Source organism: Ruegeria sp. CDSB029, from assembly GCF_059611125.1.
In genome coordinates this window covers 68,012-86,066 of the sequence record NZ_JBXWOX010000015.1, presented here as the reverse complement: position 1 = coordinate 86,066, position 18,055 = coordinate 68,012, and the positions used below count along the sequence as shown (strand labels likewise).

Genomic DNA, 18,055 nt, shown 5'->3' with positions numbered 1-18,055 from the left:
ACTGCTCCTAGAAAATGCCAATTCCGTGATTTCACTCACGCGATATCTGCAGGCGTGACTTACCTGTGTTCTGCGCTACACTCCGGACATGCGCTGGGTTGTTGCGGTATTGATGGTGATCTCGGGTGGGGCTTCGGCACAGGAACGGCGGCCGAGCCATTGCATTGCCATCGCGGATGCCGCACCGGGGATTGAGTATATTCATAAAGCAGCCTGGCAGGATCCTGTGCCAGAGTTCTCGGTTCGGATCAGCTATATCGCTCATGCGTCGTTTATGATCCAGACGCAGGGCGGGTTGAACGCGGTAACGGACTTCACCGGTTTCATCGGTAGCGCGGATCTAATCCCGGACGTGGTGACGATGAATCACGCCCACGGCACCCATTGGACCGCCCATCCAGATCCTGCCATCCCGAATGTGTTGCCGGGGTGGGGCGAGTTCGGGCAGGGGATCGAACACTATCTTGATTTGGGAGAGATGCTGATTCGCAATGTCTCGACCGATATCCGATCCTCTTATGGCGGTGTGGAAGAGCGCGGAAACTCTATCTTTGTGTTTGAGGTTGAAGGGTTGTGCATTGGTCATCTGGGTCACCTGCACCACGTGCCGTCAGATGAACAATTTGCCGCATTGGGCCGTTTGGATGTTGTGATGGCTGCTGTGGATGGCGGTACGACGATGCCGTTGCCGGAAATGATCACGGTTTTGAAGCGACTGAAAAGTTCGATCATCATTCCGATGCATTGGTTTTCCAGCTTTTCACTGGACCGGTTTCTGGTCGATATCCGCGAAGATTTTCCGGTTCAACGCAAAGGGGAGTCTGAGATCACAATGTCCCTGCGCACGTTGCCCGACCGCCCGACAGTTGTGGTGCTTGAGCCGCAATACCTCATTGAACTGGAATAGGGCTTGTGGGCGCACGGCTGCTTGGGCAAGGAAAGGGTATGAAACTGAACCCTGCCGATGATACTTTTGCCCAGTCGATCCGCGCGGCGATCGGTGACGATGTTCTGCATCCCGTCGAGGCCCGATATCTGGAAGAGCCGCGCCGCAGGTTTGCTGGCCATGTGGGCGTTCTGGCCCTGCCGAGGTCGGTAGAACAGGTTTCGACGCTCGTTCAGTTGGCCTCGGACGCGTCGGTTCCCATCGTGCCTTATGGCGGCGGGACCGGGCTGGTCGGCGGGCAGGTGATGGCAGATGGCCCGGCCCCGTTGCTTGTTTCACTGGAGCGGATGTCTGCCATCCGGGCGGTTTATCCGACCGAGAACATTCTAATCGCCGAGGCCGGTGCCATTCTGGCCGATGTTCAAGCCGCCGCGGAAGAGGCGGATCGGCTGTTCCCCCTTGCGCTGGCTGCACAGGGATCGTGCCGGATCGGCGGCAATCTTGCGACCAATGCGGGCGGGGTCAATGTCCTGCGCTACGGCAATGCGCGAGATTTGTGCTTGGGGCTTGAGGCCGTCTTGCCGAACGGTGAGGTCTGGCATGGTCTGAGCCGTTTGCGTAAGGATAATACCGGGTACGATCTGCGCAACCTCCTGATCGGAGCGGAAGGTACGCTGGGGATCATCACAGCCGCGTCGTTGAAGCTGTCCCCACGGCCGGCTGAAACCGGCACTGCAATGTTTCAGGTAACCTCGCCTGAAGCTGCCATTGATCTGCTGGCGCTGGCACGCGATCAGGTGGGCGAGGGGGTCAGCACCTTTGAGCTGATCCATAAGCAAGGCCTGCAGTTCCTGTCCGAGGTTTTGCCCGATATCCGTCAGCCCTTTGACGACCAGCCCGAATGGATGGTGCTGGTGGAGTTGGGACTTTCCGGCGGCGTGTCAGCGTCAGAAGCGCTGATGGCGGTGTTCGAGGCTGCAGAAGCGCGCGGGCTAGTAGATGATGCGGTCATAGCTCAAAGCGAAACGCAACGAATGGAACTTTGGGCGGTGCGTGAGCAGATCCCTGAGGCCAACCGATTGATCGGTTCGGTCTCAAGCCATGATATCTCGGTCCCGATTTCGGATATCCCCGCGTTTATCCGGCGTGGGTCCGAGGTGGTCAATGCGTTGGGGACATTCCGTATCAATTGCTTTGGACATTTGGGCGACGGCAATCTGCACTACAACGTGTTTCCGCCGCAGGGGCACAACCGCGCGGAATATGATACCCAGCGGTATAGTGTAAAGCGCGCGGTGCATGATCTGGTGCATGAATTCGGTGGGTCGGTTAGCGCTGAGCACGGCATAGGCCGTTTGAAAACGGATGATTTGGAGAATTATGGCGATCCGGTAAAACTGTCTGCAATGCGTGCGATCAAAGCTGCCCTTGACCCAAAGGGGATCATGAATCCAGGCGCCGTACTAAAGGTGTAGGCGCGACCCACTTCGCGTGGGCCGCGCGCTGATATTACGATTCAGGCAGAATAACCTTATCAATCACGTGGATGACGCCGTTCGACGTTTCGATATCGGCCTGCACAACGTTGGCGTCGTTGACCATCACGCCGTTGTCCAGATCAATCTTGACTTCTCCGCCCTGTACGGTTGCAGCTGTCATGTTATCGGACAGATCGCCTGACATCACTTTTCCCGGCACCACGTGATAGGTCAGGATGGCGACCAGCTGATCCTTGTTCTCGGGTTGCAGAAGGGTCTCGACTGTGCCCTCGGGCAAGGCTGCAAAGGCGTCATCGGTCGGAGCAAACACGGTGAAAGGGCCTTCACCTTTCAGGGTATCTACAAGTTCTGCGGCCTGAACGGCGGCGACGAGAGTTTCAAAGCTGCCTGCGCCGACTGCGGCGTCGACAATATCCTTGGAGTGACCATCAGCATAAGCGGCCGTTCCTACGAAAAAGCTTGCGACACCGGCAATTGCGAGTTTGCGAAACATGGTATGATATCCCTTATTGGAATGCCCTTGGTGGCATCAACCGGGATACGGTGCGTCATCGAAGGAAGATCACTGAATATGTCGATAAGTTCGGGTTGGTCCAATGAAAAACCGCGCTAAGCCAGCTCGGTTTCAGGTTTCAACTCACGATTTTGTGAATGTGCGGGCTGTCAAAGGCCTTCGAATTCGCACAAGACTTGGACATCCATTCCCATGTCTTCCAATGCCTTGCGCCCGCCTAACTCTGGCAGGTCGATAATGAACGAGCATGAGACGATCTCGCCCCCCAACCGTTCGATCAGTTTGATGCCTGCGGCAGCGGTGCCTCCTGTTGCCAGCAGATCATCGACCACGAGGATTTTTTCGCCCGGCTGGATGGCGTCGTCGTGGATTTCGACAATCGCCTCGCCGTATTCCAACTTGTAATCTTGGCTGATCGTAGTTCCCGGCAGCTTGCCCTTTTTGCGGATGGGCACGAAACCGACGCTAAGCTGGTGCGCGATCGCGCCGCCAAGGATAAAGCCGCGCGCCTCAAGGCCAACAACCTTGTCGATGCGTTCGCCGGCATAGGGGTGTAGCATCTGATCAATCGCCATGCGGAAACCGCGCGGATCCGCGAACAGGGTCGTTACGTCCCGGAACATGATCCCCTCATGTGGGAAATCCACGATGGTCCGTATGTAATCTTTGACCGACTTGTTTCTGGACATGGCCCACCTCTCTGGCGTCAAAACACGCTGGGCTGTTTGGCCCATTGGTGTGAGTCATGCAAGGAAAGATTGCCGCCCCTCACTTGGGACGTTTCGACTGGCCGTTGTCGCGGTTCAGTGTATCGGGCATCCACGTCAGGTAAGGAATGCGCCACTTGCCCTGATCTTTCAAAAATCGCCTGAGCGACATGAAGGTTCATTGCCACAACCTTCTTTTGTTGTTAGGTGCTCGTGAATTACAAATTCTATGCGAAGTATATACAAAGACTATCTTGTATGTCTGGGGTTTTGATGGAAATGGGACGCGTGGGAACGAAAGACGGCAAGGTTTCAACCAAGAAAAACAGTCAGTTGGTCCTGCGGCTGGACAAGGATGAACGGGACGAGTTTGTTCAGCTATGCAAAGAGCTGGACACGTCGGCCGCTCGAGAAATCCGGCGGTTCATTCGCGGGTTCATGAAGGAACACGCTGAGGGCTGAGCCCTCAGGCCGGGCGGCGCAGGACAGCCGTGGCCACCCCCATCCCGATTAATGCCAGCCCTCCGAACCGGGTCATTGCGGTGATGACGCCAGAACGGCCGATCATCTGACGCAGGCGGTCCGCCAACAGGGCGTATGCCAGCGAATTCAGCCATGCCAATCCCACGAAAGTTGCGATCAGGATAGCAAATTGCGGTCCGAGTGGGTCAGCCGGACGCAGAAACTGAGGAACGAAGGCGATAAAAAACGCGATGGATTTCGGGTTCAGCGCGGTGACGGCGGCCGCATGGCCAAAAACGCTGCCTGCGGTGACGTTGCGCCCGGTGTCCACAGTCTCAAGCCCGCCTGATGGCGCGCTGCGCAACAGTTTGATCCCCAGCCAGACTAAGTAGGCGGCACCGACCCATTTGAGGGCTGTGAACAAGGTGGCCGAGGCCAGGACCAGCGCGCCAAGCCCCAAAAGAGAGGCCGTCATAGCCACCAGATCCCCAACAGCTACACCCGTCGCCGAGGCGACAGCCACGCTGCGCCCCTTGGACAGGGCATAGCTGAGCACCAGCAGGACCGTCGGGCCTGGGATCAATAGTAGGGCGGTAGATGCAGCGACAAAGGCGAGCCAAAGGTCAAGGGACATCGGAAATCCTGTAATGCGTTTTCCGCAGCAAGCCCGGACCAGCGCGCAAGGTCAAGCCCTGCGTGGTTGCGTTGTCAGGCGCATCAGCGCCTCAAGCGGACCGCGTTTGAATTTGCGAGACCACAATAGGGCAAAGACCGAGGACGCGGCGCAGAATGCAATCGCGCAACCCACGATCTGTGGGGCGTTCAGTGATCCGTTCAGCAGACCGGCTTCTTCTAGTATCCCCATGCCGATCAGGATGTGGGCCAAATAAAGTGTCAGGCTTTGCCGACCGGGCGCGGTCAGGACAGGGCCAATGCGCAGCTTTTCGATCTTCGGCCACAGCTTCAATAGTAATCCGATCACCACGCAAGCTGACCCTGTTCCGGCAATGATGTAGAACGGCCCAGGAGGAATGGACTCTGTTCCCAAATAGGTCGCCAAATCAGGGTCCGCGATCAGCATCTGCGGGAAAAGCGCAAATACTGCGGCTCCAAACCCCCACATGATCAACCGATGTTGGATGCAGATTGTGTGAAGATCCGACCGACCAATGGCCATTCCAATCAAAAGGAACGCCGCCCAGGGAAAGATCGGGTGCCATCCGTTGAAGAGCAGGTTGCGCAAGAAACCAGGCAGGGTCCAAAGGTCAGTGTATGTCAGTGTGTCCCAATCCCAGCCAAGGTCATAGTTAAAGATCATGACGGCGAAGATGGACAGTGCCATCACCCCAGCCGAACCCAGCCACAACGCGCCTGCGGGGGCCGTCAGGAAAGCTGCACCAACAACGAAGTACGCGGCGTAGAAATGCAGGATATCGGCGTCAAAAACAGTCATGTTGACCAGGCCTAGCACGAACAGAAACGCCGCCCGGCGCAGCAGTACCGAAGCTGACACAGAGGATAATCCAATTCCGATACCGGCCAGAATGACGAATAATGCGGCAGCGCGACCTTCCAACGAGTCGATCAGAATCGAGGCCCAGTCACTACCAGGGCCGACCTCAGCAGCAATGCGGAAATTCACCAGAACCATTCCGCAAAACGCCAGAAATCGCGCTGCGTCCAATGCCTCAAGTCGCTTCATGCTATCCCTCTGTTTCGCCGGCGTTTTGACGGTGCCGTGCGAACCACAGATCGGTGCAGCACAGGCGATTTTTCAAGATGACGGGCAAAAAAGAGCCGGCGCCGTGCAATGCGGCAACAAGTTTTAAGATTGGATTAAGTGTGCTTCGTGCGGCTTGAAACGGTTCCTCGGGCCACCAACCTTGGACCGGACGCAACGCTTCGGAGAGGCCGATGGTTCAAACAGATCAAACACGCGCGAACGCGACACCTGACCCCAATCCCTTGCGGCTTGCCCACGTGAAGGGCGCGCTGATCCTTTTGGTTCCGGTCCTTGCGGTGATCTACGCGGGCATCGTGGGGTATATGTATGTGAACCAGCAATCGCTGTTGTTCAAACCAGATGGCGAGTTGTCTGCGCCCAATTCGATCGGCCTGGCCGATGTTGAGACCGTTTCCCTCACTATGTCCGATGGTGTCACGCTGACCGCGTGGACCGCCCCACCCGCGATAGAAGGCGCGCCAACTGTTTTGTTTTTTCATGGCCAATCGGGCAATCTGGGCGACCGGGCCGACCGGATGAGAGAGATCCTCAACAGTGGCTTCGGCCTGCTGGCCCCCAGCTATCGTGGCTATCCGGGCAGCGAGGGCGAACCGTCCGAGATGGCGCTGATTTCCGACGGCATCCAGATGTATGACCAGTTGGATCGCCAAGGTGCGGACGTTGTGTTGCACGGCCAAAGTCTTGGAACAGCCGTTGCGACTGCCGTAGCTGAACAGCGCCCAAATGCACAGCTGCTGGTGCTTGAGGCACCCTTTACGGCTACGGTGGACGTCGCGGCGGAAAGATATCCCTGGCTACCGGTGCATGCCCTGATGCGGGATCAGTTCGCGACCCGTGATCTGATCGAGAACGTCACCGTTCCGACTTTGATCTTCCACGGGACCGAGGATGAAACGGTTCCCCTGCATCACGGCGAAGCTTTGGCCGCGATGGCCGGGGAGACGGCGCAGATCTATGTCATCCCGGAGGGCACCCACAACGACCTCTGGTCGCACGGGTTGTGGGATAAGGTTCAACAATCCCTGCAAGCCAACTAAAGCTGCCGGTCAGAGAACCCGACCAGCAACAGCATCCAATTTTGCCAACACGGTGGGATCACGTTTCTCCGGCGCGGTCAGGATGGCATATTCAAGTGCCCGGTCGCAGCCATGAGGGCAGGGCGCGCGATCAGCGCCCAGCAGATCGGGCAGACCTTTGACAAGCGCACGGCCTTTCTCGGCATTGCCGGTTAGTGTGGCGATGATGGCGGTGACGTCCACCTCGCCGTGGTCCGGATGCCAGCTGTCGTAATCGGTGACCATCGCGATCGAGGCATAGCAAAGCTCGGCCTCGCGGGCGAGTTTGGCCTCGGGCATGTTGGTCATGCCGATCACGTCGCAGCCCCAGTGTTCGCGGTACATCTTGGATTCCGCCAGTGTTGAGAATTGCGGCCCCTCCATCGCCAGATAGGTGCCGCCGCGATGAATGGTGATCCCTGCCGCTCGACCGGCAGTCTCACACGCGTCCGACAGGCGTGGGCAGGTGGGGTGTGCAACGCTGACATGGGCCACGCAGCCGGTGCCAAAAAAGGTCTTCTCGCGCGCGAATGTCCGGTCGATGAACTGATCGACGATCACGAAATCACCCGGCGCCATGTGCTCGCGGAACGACCCGCAGGCCGACACCGAGATCACATCCGTCACGCCCAGCCGCTTCAGCGCGTCGATATTGGCGCGGTAAGGCACTTCAGTAGGGGAATGCACGTGGCCGCGCCCGTGACGAGGAAGAAAGGCCATCTCAACGCCATTCAGCGATCCGGTCAGGATCTGATCCGAAGGATCACCCCATGGGGTTTCGACCGTGACCCATTCCGCATTTTCCAAACCGTCGATGTCGTAAATGCCTGATCCGCCGATAATGGCGATTTTGGTCTGGGTCATGGCTGCTCTCCGTGAAAAACTGTTGAAAGAGTTCTGCGTGGCAACCGCGGGTTTGGCAAGTGGCTTCAAGGGTTTGTGTAACTTGCTTGTTAGCTATGCAGTTTACGCATATCAGGGTCCCGCTGGGTGCAGTATCTAATGTCAGGTATGACAGGTAAAAGGCCCCTTTCGCGCGAACAAACAACCCCACAGGACGTCTCATGCCCCGAGCCATGCTGGCAAGCTTTGCCAATCGTATAGCCAAACCCGATCTCCGCTGGATGCCGGATGAGGGGCTGACCGTCTCGCGCCTGCGGATTGAGCTGTTGTCGGGCCTGACCGTTGCGCTGGCGCTGGTCCCCGAGGCGGTAGCGTTTGCCTTTGTCGCAGGTGTGCACCCGTTGGTCGGACTGTATGCCGCGTTCATGGTCGGTTTGATTACAGCGCTGATCGGTGGTCGGCCGGGCATGATCTCCGGCGCAACCGGCGCTCTGGCTGTTGTGATGGTGGCGTTGGTGGCTGAACACGGGGTGGAATACCTGTTCGCCACGGTGGTTCTGATGGGTGTCTTGCAGGTCATTGCAGGCGCGATGCATTGGGGACGCTTTATCCGGCTGGTGCCGCATCCGGTGATGCTGGGGTTTGTAAATGGTCTGGCCATCGTGATTTTTCTGGCCCAGATGGGGCAGTTCAAGGTTCCAGGCACCATGGAAAACACCGGCCACGGTGTGGGCGGTGGCGAATGGCTTTCGGGCCTACAGCTTTATACGATGCTGGGACTGGTCGCGCTGACCATGGCGGTGATCTGGGTCATGCCGCGCATCACACGCATTATCCCTGCGCCTTTGGCTGGGATCGTTGTCGTGGCCGCGCTGGTAATTGGCTTTGGTCTTGATGTGCCGCGCGTTGGTGATCTGGCCTCAATTGAGGGCGGCCTGCCGGCGTTTCACATCCCGATGGTGCCGCTGAACTGGGAAACCTTTGAGATCATCTTGCCCTACGCTGTCATTCTGGCCGCCATCGGCTTGATTGAATCCCTGCTGACCCTGAACCTCGTTGGTGAAATCACCGGCAAGCGCGGAGGGGCCTCGCAAGAATGCATTGCGCAGGGTGTGTCCAATGTAGCGACTGGATTCTTCGGCGGCATGGGCGGTTGTGCGATGATCGGTCAGTCGATGATCAACGTAAAATCCGGCGGCCGTACCCGCATCGCCGGGATTGCTGCGGCCCTGTTCCTGCTGGTGTTCATCTTGTTCGCCTCACCGCTGATTGAGCAGATTCCGCTGGCTGCGTTGGTTGGTGTAATGTTCATGGTGGTGATCGGGACCTTTGCCTGGAACTCGTTCAAGATCATGCGCAAGGTGCCCCTGATGGATGCGTTCGTCATCGTTCTGGTGACTGTTGTGACCGTGATGGAAGACCTTGCGGTTGCCGTAGTTGTAGGTGTGATCGTCTCAGCTCTTGCCTATGCTTGGAACAATGCGAAACGCATCCATGCGGTCACACGGGACTCGGAGACGGAAGAAGGCGCAAAGGTCTATGAGATTCAGGGGCCTTTGTTCTTTGGTTCGTCCGACGGATTCATTGAACTGTTTGATATTCAGAACGACCCTGACACTGTAATCGTGGACTTTGCCGAAAGCCGCGTCGTGGATCAATCCGCGCTGCAAGCCATCGAGAACATCGCTGGAAAATACGAGGCTGCGGGCAAACGCGTCATGCTGCGCCACCTCAGCCGGGATTGCCATAAACTGCTGAACAAGGCCGGCCACCTTATGGTCGATAGCGACGATGACCCGGACTACGAATTGGCCGTCGATTACTCGGTCCGCACGGGTGTGCTGGGCGGGCATTGATTGCAAAAGGCGGCCACTTCGGCCGCCTTTTACTTTGGAGCAATCCGTTCCAATTCTTCAATATTACCAGACAGAAGCGCCTCTTCGGCTTCGGCGATCTTCTCGGCGGGCCAATCCCACCAGTTCAATGCTAAAAGCCGGTCGATGGTGTCCTTTTCGAACCGGAACCGCCGCACTTCGGCAGGGTTCCCGGTAATGATCGCATAGGGCGGTACGTTTCCGCGAACAACAGACCCGGCACCAATAATTGCCCCCGAACCGATCTGCGCACCGGGCAGGATCATCGCGCCATAGCCAATCCAGACATCGTGGCCGATGAGAGTGTCGCGCGTGTCCGGCTGAAACCCGGTCATTCCGTCCGGGTCGAACACTGGAAACGGAAAGCACGTCAATCCATCCATTGAATGATTGGCCGATGATGTGATGAAACGTACGCCATGGGCGATCTGACAGAACTTCCCCAGCCCTAGCTTTTCTTGCGAAAACGGAAACAGGTAGGGGGCAAGTTGTTGCGCCCAATCCTCGGGCGCATCAAAATCCGATGCGTAGCTGTATTCTCCGGCCTGAAACTTGGGATGGTCAATCGCTTCAGACAGGAAAACCGTGCCCTTGTGATCAGAGCCGTCAGGGAGCGTTATCGGGTATCTGCGTAAGTGGTCAGGAATTGGCATCAGTCATCCGGTCGTGAAAGGCTGAACAGCTCGGTGACCACCGAATAGTCCCGGTACCCAAGCCTTGCCAGCGGTTGGAATGTTGTGACGTCGAACATTCCATCTTTCAAGCAATCGTCGCGCAGATGTACGCCGGTTACTTCTCCGAACACCACCCGATTGGCCTCGCCCGGAAGGGACACGATCTGGGTTAGCTTGCATTCCAGCGCTGCCGGAGCCCCATCGATCCGGGCGCATGGGATGGTTTCGCATTCCAAGGGTGTCAGGCCTGCATGGCCAAATTCGTCGACATGTTTCGGCAAGCCTGCTGAGCTGGCATTCATCGCGTCGCGATGTGCGTGGGCCACGACGTTTACACAAAACACCCCCGTTGCCTTGATATTGGCAAGACTGTCTTTCGTGCCGTCTTGATCGTGTTTGGTTCCGGTTGAAGCAAACATCACCTGCGGCGGGGTGTAAGCAACGCCGTTGAAAAACGAATACGGAGCCAGATTGTTGATCCCATCTGTGTCACGCGTCGAGATCCAGCCAATCGGCCGCGGCGTGATAATGGCGTTGAACGGATTGTGTGGCAGGCCGTGGCCGTCTTCGGGGCGATAGAACATAAGATCTCCAAGCGTTTGCCCAAGGCGTACCGAAGTGCTAGGGCGATTGCCAGCTAGGAAAAGAGGGCAGGGTGCAGCAGTTCGTGATCAGGCCGGAGGAGCCGGATGATTGGTGGGAGGTCGAGGCACTTTACGACCTGTGCTTTGCGCCGGGGCGTGAAGCGCTGTCCTCGTATCGTCTGCGCGATGATGTTCCACCCGTGTCGGGCCTTTCGCTTGTTGCGCGCGACGGGCAGGGCATTCTGGCCGGGGCGATCCGTTTCTGGCCCGTGCATGTGGGCGATCACGACGCTTTGTTGCTGGGTCCCGTGGCGGTGCACCCGACCCACCAGGGCGAAGGTCTGGGGGGATTCCTGATCCATCAGGGGCTTGAGGCTGGTCGCGAAATTGGCTGGCAAAGGGCAATGCTGGTGGGCGATGCGCCTTATTATGCGCGTTTCGGGTTCACCCGGCTTTCCGGTGTGGAAATGCCGCCCCCAACAAACCCTGACCGGGTCTTAGGCGTGGAATTGAGCCCCGGTGAATGGTTGAATGTGCGTGGCGAGGTGACCCGCTGGACGCGCTGAGCTATTGAAACCCTGCCGTTCAGCCCCGATGTTTAACGTCAGGAGGGCTTATATGCAGGACGTGCTTCTAGTCGAAAAGCTGGATACCGATGCCGAATTGGATCGGTTGGCCAAGTATTACAGAACCGCCGGAGGTCCCGGCGTTAAACTGTTGAACAGTTTGGGGGGGTCGGCGGAATCGCTACTGGAACAACTTCCTGTATCTGTGCGGGAGGGGCTGACAGGGGCCACCGAACAGGCGCTTTGGCTAGCGATGCACGCAGCCGAGGGTTCGCGTCGTGCCGTTCCGGATCAAAAGCCATGGGTGAACACGGCTGTCGCAACGGCGATGGGGGCGGCCGGTGGCATGGGTGGCGTGTCGACTGCCCTGATGGAATTGCCTGCAACAACGGCCATGCTATTGCGTGCCATTCAGGGTGCGGCGTTCCGCGAAGGGTTCGATCCGTCCGAGGAAGGCGTCAAATTTGATTGCGTTCGGGTCCTGTCCGCAGCCGGACCACTGTCTTTTGACGATGGCGCCGATCTGGGTTTCTTTTCGGTCCGCCTGACGTTGACTGGCCCAGCGATGCAAAAGCTAATTTCAGCGGTAGCGCCGCGACTGTCCATTGTACTGGGCCAGAAGCTGGCAGCGCAATCGATACCGGTTCTGGGTGCGATCGCAGGTGGTGGTACGAACTATGTCTACACCCGATATTATCAACAGGTGGCGCGCGTTCACTTCGGGTTGCGGCGACTGGCAATCGATGCCGATATCCCGCATGAAGATCTGGTTCGGAAGCTGGCTGCCCGCGTTTGAAACCGACCTAAATGCTTGGAAGAAACCGCACCATATGGTATTCTGACCCCAGCCGGCCGCTAAATGTATAAAAACCTCAAAGGTCGGCGATTGAGGGTGAAAGCAGTTTGAAAGGTGGTGCGGCGTGATCGGTGCGAGGCAACCGACGTGTCTGCGGGGAAGCGAACAGCACCTGCGGCTTAAGCATCAATCGGCAGCGCTCTGCTATCGCATCAAACACGGAAAGCTCAGGGTTTTGCTGATCACAACGCGCAAATCCAAGCGCTGGATCATACCGAAGGGCTGGCTAATCGAGGATATGACACCGTCGCAAACCGCCGGACGAGAAGCTTGGGAAGAGGCTGGGGTTAAAGGCAACTGCGCAAACAATCCCATGGGCCGTTTCTCATATTTGAAACCCCACTCCAGTACGAACCCCGTATTGTGTCTGGTGGATGTCTTTCCCCTCTGTGTTACGTCGATAGCGCCTGAATTTCCTGAACGGGCCCAACGAAAGCGAAAGTGGGTTTCGCCTAAAAAAGCGGCCTCTCTGGTGAAATCGCGGGAACTGTCCCTTTTGTTACGCCGTCTTGGCCCGATTCTACACTGACTCGCCTTGCGAAGGGCTTGATCTTGCCATGTCTGTCGGTATCTATTTGCCTACCGGAAAATGGACGGACCATGATTCAATATTCGCTGAAATGCAGCCGCGACCATACATTTGACAGTTGGTTTCAATCGGCCGCCGCTTACGACAAACTCGCCTCCGCAGGTATGGTGACCTGCGTTGTGTGTGGTGACGCGCAAGTAGATAAGGCTATCATGACCCCTCGCGTTCGTCCGGCCCGCAATGCTCAGACAACCGAACCACAAGGCAAACAGGTGGATGTCGCGACCCCGTCGCCAGACATCGAGAAGGTGCTGGCCGATCTGCGCCGCAAGGTCGAGGAAAACTCGGACTATGTCGGTAAGGACTTTGCCAAAGAGGCGCGTAAGATCCATTTGGGCGATGCGCCCGAACGCGCGATTTATGGCGAAGCCAAGCCCGATGAGGCGAAAGCGCTGATTGAAGATGGCGTGCCGGTTTCGCCGCTTCCTTTCCTACCCACCCGTAAAACGAACTGACCCATGCATATCGTTATCACCGGCGCTAATCGCGGAATTGGCCAAGCTCTGGCAGATCGTTACCGCGCGCAGGGGCATGACGTTACCGGAACCGCCCGGGATTCCAGTGCGCAGCTTGTACTGGATGTGACTGATCCGAAACAGCAGGCCGCGATGGCACAAGGGCTTGCGGGTCGTCCGGTTGATCTGTTGATCTGCAACGCCGGGGTCTATCTGGACAAAGGCCACGGCATAGACGGCTATCCTGCCGACATGTGGGCGCAGAGTTTTGCGACCAACGTGACGGGCGTGTTTCTGACCGTGCAGGCGCTTTTGCCCAATCTTCAGGTCGCGAAAGGCAAGGTTGCGATCCTGTCGTCCCAGATGGCGTCGCATACGCGCGCGCCCGGTGGCAGCTATATCTATCGTGCGTCCAAAGCGGCGGCCCTGAATCTGGGGCGCAATCTGGCGACGGATTTGCGCGCGGATGGTGTCGCCGTTGGCATCTACCATCCGGGTTGGGTGCAGACGGATATGGGGGGCACTCAGGCTGCGATCACTGTTGATCAGGCTGCCGACGGGCTGCTTGACCGCTTTGGGGCATTGTCACTTGCCACAACCGGGTGTTTTGAAACCTGGGACGGTCAGCCGCACGCTTATTGACGTTTCAAAGCCGCCGTTGGGATTTCGTAAACTTCATCCGGATCGATGAAGACCACCGTTAAATCACCCCGTGTTTCGTGACTGATCCGGGCAGGTGAGCTGCTAGAGGTCGGTACACCATCCGTGAAATAGATGCTGCGTACTTCGGCTCCGCCCAGCCCCACTGCCAAGGTCGTAGTACCGTCGTCATGGTGGCGCAGCTCGGCGTGGCAGCTGCTTAGCGCTGCACCGGCTTTGGCACAGGGCACCGTGCCCAAAGCATTCTTGCCGTCGGTTGCTGCCAGCGTAGAGACCTGCGCAAAGGCGGATGAAGACAAAAGGGCGAGGGCTGCGGCAACGCGGAACATGGAAAACCTCTGGGAATAATTGCGGGGTGCAGGCTGACAGCCTCTGTGGCCGTTGTAAAGCGGTCAGATGCGGCCATCCGACCGGTTTTGAACTCTTGCCCTTGCGGCCCCCCTCGCATAAGACGCACGAGACCAGAAATCCAAGGCGCGGAGACACTTGCCCCCATGCCCTTACTCGTGATGAAATTTGGCGGCACTTCGGTTGCCAACCTTGACCGTATCCGCCGCGCAGCCAAGCGCATCGGCGTCGAAGTGGCGAAGGGCTATGACGTGATCGTCATCGTCTCGGCCATGTCCGGCAAGACAAACGAGCTTGTGGGCTGGGTCGATGAAACATCACCGTTGTACGATGCGCGGGAATATGATGCCGTCGTGTCCTCGGGTGAGAATATCACCGCTGGCCTGATGGCGTTGACGTTGCAGGAAATGGATGTCCCGGCCCGCAGCTGGCAGGGCTGGCAGGTTCCGCTGATGACCACCAGCGCCCACAGCCAGGCCCGGATCGAAGAAATTCCGACCGATAACCTGAACCAGAAGTTTGGCGAGGGCATGAAGGTTGCCGTGGTCGCCGGGTTCCAGGGCATCAGCCCGGAAGGCCGTATCACGACCCTGGGCCGAGGTGGGTCGGACACCACCGCCGTGGCATTTGCCGCCGCCTTCGGTGCCGAGCGGTGCGACATCTACACGGATGTTGACGGTGTTTATACCACCGACCCGCGCATCTGCGAAAAAGCACGCAAGCTGGACCGAATTTCGTTCGAGGAAATGCTGGAATTGGCCTCGTTGGGGGCAAAGGTTCTGCAAACCCGCTCTGTCGAACTGGCGATGCGTTACAAGGTAAAACTGCGCGTTCTTTCAAGCTTTGAGGAACAATCCGACGAGGCCGGTACCCTGGTCTGCGATGAGGAGGATATCATGGAATCCAATGTTGTGGCCGGTGTGGCCTATTCCCGCGACGAAGCCAAGATGACCGTTGTCTCGGTGGCTGACCGCCCGGGCATCGCGTCGATTATCTTTACCGCGCTCAGCGATGCGGGCGTGAATGTCGATATGATCGTGCAGAACATTTCGGACGAGGGGCGCACGGACATGACCTTTTCCTGCCCCACCGATCAGGTGGCGCGCGCCGAACAGGCATTGCTGGCAATCAAGGATGCGGGTGAGCTGAACTATGCCGAACTGGTCGCGGACCAGGATGTCTGCAAGGTCTCGGTCGTGGGGATCGGCATGCGCTCGCAGTCGGGCGTGGCGGCCAAGATGTTCAAGATACTCTCGGATGAGGGGATCAACATCAAGGTCATTACAACCTCTGAGATTAAAATTTCCGTCCTTGTCGACAGGAAATACATGGAACTTGCTGTTCAGGCACTGCATGATGCCTTTGAATTGGACAAGGCGGCCTGAGCATTTCAGCCAAAGGTCTCGCCTGATTCCGTAATTTGGGTGGGATATGGCGGAAGGCACCGAAACAGAATCCCGCAAGCTGCTGGGGCGGCTGCGCGAAGAGATGGCGAGCGAAGCCGCCGGTCAGGAACGTCTTGACCGGATCACGCATCTGATCGCGGATAGTATCCGGGCCGAGGTGTGCTCGATCTATCTGTTCCGGGATTCCGACACTCTTGAGCTTTGCGCGACCGAAGGGTTGTCTCCAGAGGCGGTTCACAAAACGCGTATGCGGTTGGGTGAAGGCCTCGTGGGCCATGTCGCGCAATCCGGCAAGGTCGTGAACACCGCCGACGCGCCTTCGACCAAAGGGTTTCGGTATATGCCGGAAACTGGTGAAGAAAGATTCTCGTCTTTTATTGGGGTGCCGATCCAGCGTTTGGGTGAAAAGCTGGGCGTATTGGTCGTTCAATCTCGTGACGCGCGTTTGTATTCCGCTGACGAGGTCTACGCGCTGGAAGTGGTCGCCATGGTCTTGGCCGAAATGACCGAGCTTGGCGCCTTTGTGGGCGAGGGCGCTGCCCTTTCACCCCGGCACCAGCAATCGGTGCAATTTGAGGGAGGCCCGGCACAGGAAGGAGCTGCCGAAGGGCATGTCTGGCTGCATGAACCCCGTGTTGTCGTCACCAACCCGATTGCCGACGACCCCCACCGCGAACGCGAACGTCTGAACGAAGCCGTTGATGAGTTGCGCGTGGGCGTCGACAAGATGCTTGAGATTTCGCAAGGCGGTGACAAGGAGCAATTGCAGGTACTGGAAGCATACCGGATGTTCGCCAATTCCAAGGGCTGGATGCGCCGGATGGAAGAGGACATTGCCCTGGGCCTTAGCGCCGAAGCGGCGGTTGAGAAAGAACAATCGCAAGCCCGCGCCCGGATGGGGCAGGTCACCGACCCCTATCTGCGTGAACGGCTGGCAGATCTGGATGACCTCAGCAACCGGCTGCTGCGTATCCTGACCGGGCAGGGGGGCACCAACGGGGCCGACCTGCCACCCGATCCGATCCTGGTTGCCCGAAATATCGGGCCTGGGGATCTGCTGGAATATGGTCGCTCGTTGAAAGGGATCGTTCTTGAGGAAGGCTCGGTCGGTAGCCACGCCACGATTGTGGCCCGTGCCCTGGCAATTCCACTGGTGGTTCACGTTGGGCACATCACCACAGAGGCATTGAACGGAGATCATATTCTGGTCGATGGCGATCAGGGCATGGTCCAACTGCGCCCGGAAGATACGGTTGTCTCCGCGTTTCGCGATAAAATCGCCATGCAGGCCAAAGCGCAGGAACGCTATGCCTCGATCCGCGATACTCCGACAGTGACGCGCGATGGTGAGCGGATCAATTTGGTTATGAACGCGGGCCTGATGGCTGATCTGCCGTCGCTGGGCAATTCGGGGGCCGAGGGTGTGGGCCTGTTCCGCACCGAGCTTCAGTTCCTGATCCGCAACCAGATGCCCAAGCGGTCCGAGCTTGTGACACAATACCAGCGCGTAATGGATGCTGCTGGTGACATGCGCGTGGTTTTCCGCACACTGGATATCGGGTCGGATAAAGTTCTGCCCTATATGAAGCACGTCGAAGAGCCGAACCCAGCTTTGGGCTGGCGCGCTATTCGCGTTGGTCTGGACAAACGCGGCGTGATGCGGATGCAGTTGCAGGCGTTGATGCGTGCAGCCAATGGGCGGCCTTTGACAATCATGTTCCCGTTTGTGGCGCAGGCCGAAGAATACCGTGAGGCACGTTGGGAAGTGAACAAGACCATCGAACGCGAAAAGCGTCTTGGTCATGTGCTGCCAGAATCGATCGAAGTTGGCGCAATGCTGGAAACGCCATCTCTCGCCTTTGCCCCGCAGAAGTTCTTTGACGAGGTGGATTTCGTCTCGATCGGGGGCAACGACCTGAAACAGTTCTTTTTTGCCGCTGACCGCGAAAACGAGCTGGTGCGCCGACGTTATGACACGCTGAACGTCAGCTTCCTGACCTTCATCGAACGGATTGTCGAGCGCTGCAATATCTCGAACACGCCGTTGTCTTTCTGTGGCGAGGATGCCGGGCGACCGGTTGAGGCACTGTGTCTGGCAGCCATGGGTATTCGGACCTTGTCAATGCGCCCGGCGTCGATTGGCCCGGTCAAAAGCGTGTTGTTGCGTGCCGACCTGCAGTCACTGCGTAAGATCATTGCCGACGCCCGTCATCGCGGAGACCAATCGGTTCGATCCTCGGTAATGGAGTGGTTGCGGAATCAGGGTTGATTTTCCAGTTGTGCTTCCCTATTCAGTGCCTGAATGTTAGCGGTAACAATGCTTGCATCACAAG

The 18,055-nt window shown here is 57.8% G+C and carries 20 protein-coding genes; 12 read left to right on the top strand and 8 right to left on the bottom strand.

Annotated features, from left to right (window positions below; all coding sequences use genetic code 11):
- Nucleotides 1-88 precede the first annotated feature (88 nt).
- Nucleotides 89-907, top strand: coding sequence for an MBL fold metallo-hydrolase (locus AC2FI8_RS17140; RefSeq protein WP_496780307.1), 819 nt, complete (start codon nucleotides 89-91; stop codon nucleotides 905-907).
- 38 nt (nucleotides 908-945) lie between these two features.
- Complete coding sequence (locus AC2FI8_RS17135) at nucleotides 946-2,361, top strand: FAD-binding oxidoreductase (RefSeq protein ID WP_496780305.1); 1,416 nt, start codon at nucleotides 946-948, stop codon at nucleotides 2,359-2,361.
- A 34-nt stretch (nucleotides 2,362-2,395) separates the two neighbouring features.
- On the opposite strand, the gene AC2FI8_RS17130 is transcribed toward AC2FI8_RS17135, so the two are convergent.
- Entirely contained in the window at nucleotides 2,396-2,878 is a 483-nt protein-coding gene (locus AC2FI8_RS17130) for a fasciclin domain-containing protein (protein WP_496780303.1), read from the bottom strand.
- Between the two features lie 170 nt (nucleotides 2,879-3,048).
- Nucleotides 3,049-3,588, bottom strand: coding sequence for an adenine phosphoribosyltransferase (locus AC2FI8_RS17125; protein WP_109313474.1), 540 nt, complete (start codon nucleotides 3,586-3,588; stop codon nucleotides 3,049-3,051).
- A 276-nt stretch (nucleotides 3,589-3,864) separates the two neighbouring features.
- Between AC2FI8_RS17125 and AC2FI8_RS17120 the strand changes: the two genes are divergently transcribed.
- Complete coding sequence (locus AC2FI8_RS17120; protein WP_496726000.1) at nucleotides 3,865-4,068, top strand: hypothetical protein; 204 nt, start codon at nucleotides 3,865-3,867, stop codon at nucleotides 4,066-4,068.
- A 4-nt stretch (nucleotides 4,069-4,072) separates the two neighbouring features.
- Here AC2FI8_RS17120 and AC2FI8_RS17115 read toward each other — a convergent pair whose 3' ends face one another.
- Nucleotides 4,073-4,702 (bottom strand): LysE family translocator, encoded by a 630-nt coding sequence (locus AC2FI8_RS17115; protein WP_496780301.1) that lies wholly within the window; start codon nucleotides 4,700-4,702, stop codon nucleotides 4,073-4,075.
- Nucleotides 4,703-4,753: 51 nt separating this feature from the next.
- A complete protein-coding gene (locus AC2FI8_RS17110; protein ID WP_496780299.1) occupies nucleotides 4,754-5,770 on the bottom strand; it encodes a DUF418 domain-containing protein in 1,017 nt (338 codons plus the stop codon).
- Nucleotides 5,771-5,982: 212 nt separating this feature from the next.
- Between AC2FI8_RS17110 and AC2FI8_RS17105 the strand changes: the two genes are divergently transcribed.
- The gene (locus tag AC2FI8_RS17105; RefSeq protein ID WP_496780297.1) at nucleotides 5,983-6,849 is read left to right on the top strand and encodes an alpha/beta hydrolase; all 867 of its coding nucleotides are present in this window, start codon (nucleotides 5,983-5,985) and stop codon (nucleotides 6,847-6,849) included.
- Nucleotides 6,850-6,858: 9 nt separating this feature from the next.
- Here the strand turns inward: AC2FI8_RS17105 and AC2FI8_RS17100 are convergent, their stop codons facing one another.
- Nucleotides 6,859-7,731 (bottom strand): S-methyl-5'-thioadenosine phosphorylase, encoded by an 873-nt coding sequence (locus tag AC2FI8_RS17100; protein ID WP_496780295.1) that lies wholly within the window; start codon nucleotides 7,729-7,731, stop codon nucleotides 6,859-6,861.
- 200 nt (nucleotides 7,732-7,931) lie between these two features.
- Between AC2FI8_RS17100 and AC2FI8_RS17095 the strand changes: the two genes are divergently transcribed.
- A complete protein-coding gene (locus AC2FI8_RS17095) occupies nucleotides 7,932-9,566 on the top strand; it encodes a SulP family inorganic anion transporter (RefSeq protein WP_496768158.1) in 1,635 nt (544 codons plus the stop codon).
- Nucleotides 9,567-9,595: 29 nt separating this feature from the next.
- Here AC2FI8_RS17095 and AC2FI8_RS17090 read toward each other — a convergent pair whose 3' ends face one another.
- Both AC2FI8_RS17090 and AC2FI8_RS17085 read right to left on the bottom strand, forming a co-directional pair.
- Nucleotides 9,596-10,237, bottom strand: coding sequence for a CatB-related O-acetyltransferase (locus AC2FI8_RS17090; RefSeq protein WP_496780293.1), 642 nt, complete (start codon nucleotides 10,235-10,237; stop codon nucleotides 9,596-9,598).
- A complete protein-coding gene (locus tag AC2FI8_RS17085; RefSeq protein WP_058272253.1) occupies nucleotides 10,237-10,842 on the bottom strand; it encodes a flavin reductase family protein in 606 nt (201 codons plus the stop codon). Before AC2FI8_RS17085 ends, AC2FI8_RS17090 begins: the two co-directional genes overlap by 1 nt.
- A gap of 71 nt (nucleotides 10,843-10,913) precedes the next feature.
- On the opposite strand from AC2FI8_RS17085, the gene AC2FI8_RS17080 reads away from it, so the two are divergent.
- From AC2FI8_RS17080 to AC2FI8_RS17060, 5 genes are all read left to right on the top strand, one after another.
- A complete protein-coding gene (locus tag AC2FI8_RS17080) occupies nucleotides 10,914-11,408 on the top strand; it encodes a GNAT family N-acetyltransferase (protein ID WP_109313430.1) in 495 nt (164 codons plus the stop codon).
- 52 nt (nucleotides 11,409-11,460) lie between these two features.
- On the top strand, nucleotides 11,461-12,204 hold the full coding sequence (locus AC2FI8_RS17075; RefSeq protein ID WP_058272251.1) for an EcsC family protein: 744 nt from the start codon (nucleotides 11,461-11,463) through the stop codon (nucleotides 12,202-12,204).
- Between the two features lie 124 nt (nucleotides 12,205-12,328).
- The gene (locus AC2FI8_RS17070; RefSeq protein ID WP_496768165.1) at nucleotides 12,329-12,793 is read left to right on the top strand and encodes an NUDIX hydrolase; all 465 of its coding nucleotides are present in this window, start codon (nucleotides 12,329-12,331) and stop codon (nucleotides 12,791-12,793) included.
- A 71-nt stretch (nucleotides 12,794-12,864) separates the two neighbouring features.
- A complete protein-coding gene (locus tag AC2FI8_RS17065; RefSeq protein ID WP_496768167.1) occupies nucleotides 12,865-13,308 on the top strand; it encodes a DUF1178 family protein in 444 nt (147 codons plus the stop codon).
- Between the two features lie 3 nt (nucleotides 13,309-13,311).
- Nucleotides 13,312-13,950 carry an SDR family NAD(P)-dependent oxidoreductase gene (locus AC2FI8_RS17060; protein ID WP_496768169.1) on the top strand — a complete coding sequence of 213 codons (639 nt, stop codon included), beginning with the start codon at nucleotides 13,312-13,314 and terminating at the stop codon, nucleotides 13,948-13,950.
- Here AC2FI8_RS17060 and AC2FI8_RS17055 read toward each other — a convergent pair.
- Nucleotides 13,944-14,297, bottom strand: a complete 354-nt coding sequence (locus AC2FI8_RS17055; protein WP_496768171.1) for a hypothetical protein — start codon at nucleotides 14,295-14,297, stop codon at nucleotides 13,944-13,946. The genes AC2FI8_RS17060 and AC2FI8_RS17055 overlap by 7 nt on opposite strands.
- Before the next feature lie 165 nt (nucleotides 14,298-14,462).
- Between AC2FI8_RS17055 and AC2FI8_RS17050 the strand changes: the two genes are divergently transcribed.
- A complete protein-coding gene (locus AC2FI8_RS17050) occupies nucleotides 14,463-15,701 on the top strand; it encodes an aspartate kinase (RefSeq protein WP_058272246.1) in 1,239 nt (412 codons plus the stop codon).
- Between the two features lie 46 nt (nucleotides 15,702-15,747).
- The gene (gene ptsP, locus AC2FI8_RS17045; RefSeq protein WP_496780291.1) at nucleotides 15,748-17,991 is read left to right on the top strand and encodes a phosphoenolpyruvate--protein phosphotransferase; all 2,244 of its coding nucleotides are present in this window, start codon (nucleotides 15,748-15,750) and stop codon (nucleotides 17,989-17,991) included.
- Nucleotides 17,992-18,055: the final 64 nt, after the last annotated feature.

Coding starts and splice junctions, on each gene's coding strand:
- AC2FI8_RS17140 (WP_496780307.1), top strand. CDS start 89: ATGCGCTGGGTTGTTGCGGTATTGATGGTGATCTCGGGTGGGGCTTCG.
- AC2FI8_RS17135 (WP_496780305.1), top strand. CDS start 946: ATGAAACTGAACCCTGCCGATGATACTTTTGCCCAGTCGATCCGCGCG.
- AC2FI8_RS17130 (WP_496780303.1), bottom strand. CDS start 2,878: ATGTTTCGCAAACTCGCAATTGCCGGTGTCGCAAGCTTTTTCGTAGGA.
- AC2FI8_RS17125 (WP_109313474.1), bottom strand. CDS start 3,588: ATGTCCAGAAACAAGTCGGTCAAAGATTACATACGGACCATCGTGGAT.
- AC2FI8_RS17120 (WP_496726000.1), top strand. CDS start 3,865: ATGTCTGGGGTTTTGATGGAAATGGGACGCGTGGGAACGAAAGACGGC.
- AC2FI8_RS17115 (WP_496780301.1), bottom strand. CDS start 4,702: ATGTCCCTTGACCTTTGGCTCGCCTTTGTCGCTGCATCTACCGCCCTA.
- AC2FI8_RS17110 (WP_496780299.1), bottom strand. CDS start 5,770: ATGAAGCGACTTGAGGCATTGGACGCAGCGCGATTTCTGGCGTTTTGC.
- AC2FI8_RS17105 (WP_496780297.1), top strand. CDS start 5,983: ATGGTTCAAACAGATCAAACACGCGCGAACGCGACACCTGACCCCAAT.
- AC2FI8_RS17100 (WP_496780295.1), bottom strand. CDS start 7,731: ATGACCCAGACCAAAATCGCCATTATCGGCGGATCAGGCATTTACGAC.
- AC2FI8_RS17095 (WP_496768158.1), top strand. CDS start 7,932: ATGCCCCGAGCCATGCTGGCAAGCTTTGCCAATCGTATAGCCAAACCC.
- AC2FI8_RS17090 (WP_496780293.1), bottom strand. CDS start 10,237: ATGCCAATTCCTGACCACTTACGCAGATACCCGATAACGCTCCCTGAC.
- AC2FI8_RS17085 (WP_058272253.1), bottom strand. CDS start 10,842: ATGTTCTATCGCCCCGAAGACGGCCACGGCCTGCCACACAATCCGTTC.
- AC2FI8_RS17075 (WP_058272251.1), top strand. CDS start 11,461: ATGCAGGACGTGCTTCTAGTCGAAAAGCTGGATACCGATGCCGAATTG.
- AC2FI8_RS17065 (WP_496768167.1), top strand. CDS start 12,865: ATGATTCAATATTCGCTGAAATGCAGCCGCGACCATACATTTGACAGT.
- AC2FI8_RS17060 (WP_496768169.1), top strand. CDS start 13,312: ATGCATATCGTTATCACCGGCGCTAATCGCGGAATTGGCCAAGCTCTG.
- AC2FI8_RS17055 (WP_496768171.1), bottom strand. CDS start 14,297: ATGTTCCGCGTTGCCGCAGCCCTCGCCCTTTTGTCTTCATCCGCCTTT.
- AC2FI8_RS17050 (WP_058272246.1), top strand. CDS start 14,463: ATGCCCTTACTCGTGATGAAATTTGGCGGCACTTCGGTTGCCAACCTT.
- ptsP (WP_496780291.1), top strand. CDS start 15,748: ATGGCGGAAGGCACCGAAACAGAATCCCGCAAGCTGCTGGGGCGGCTG.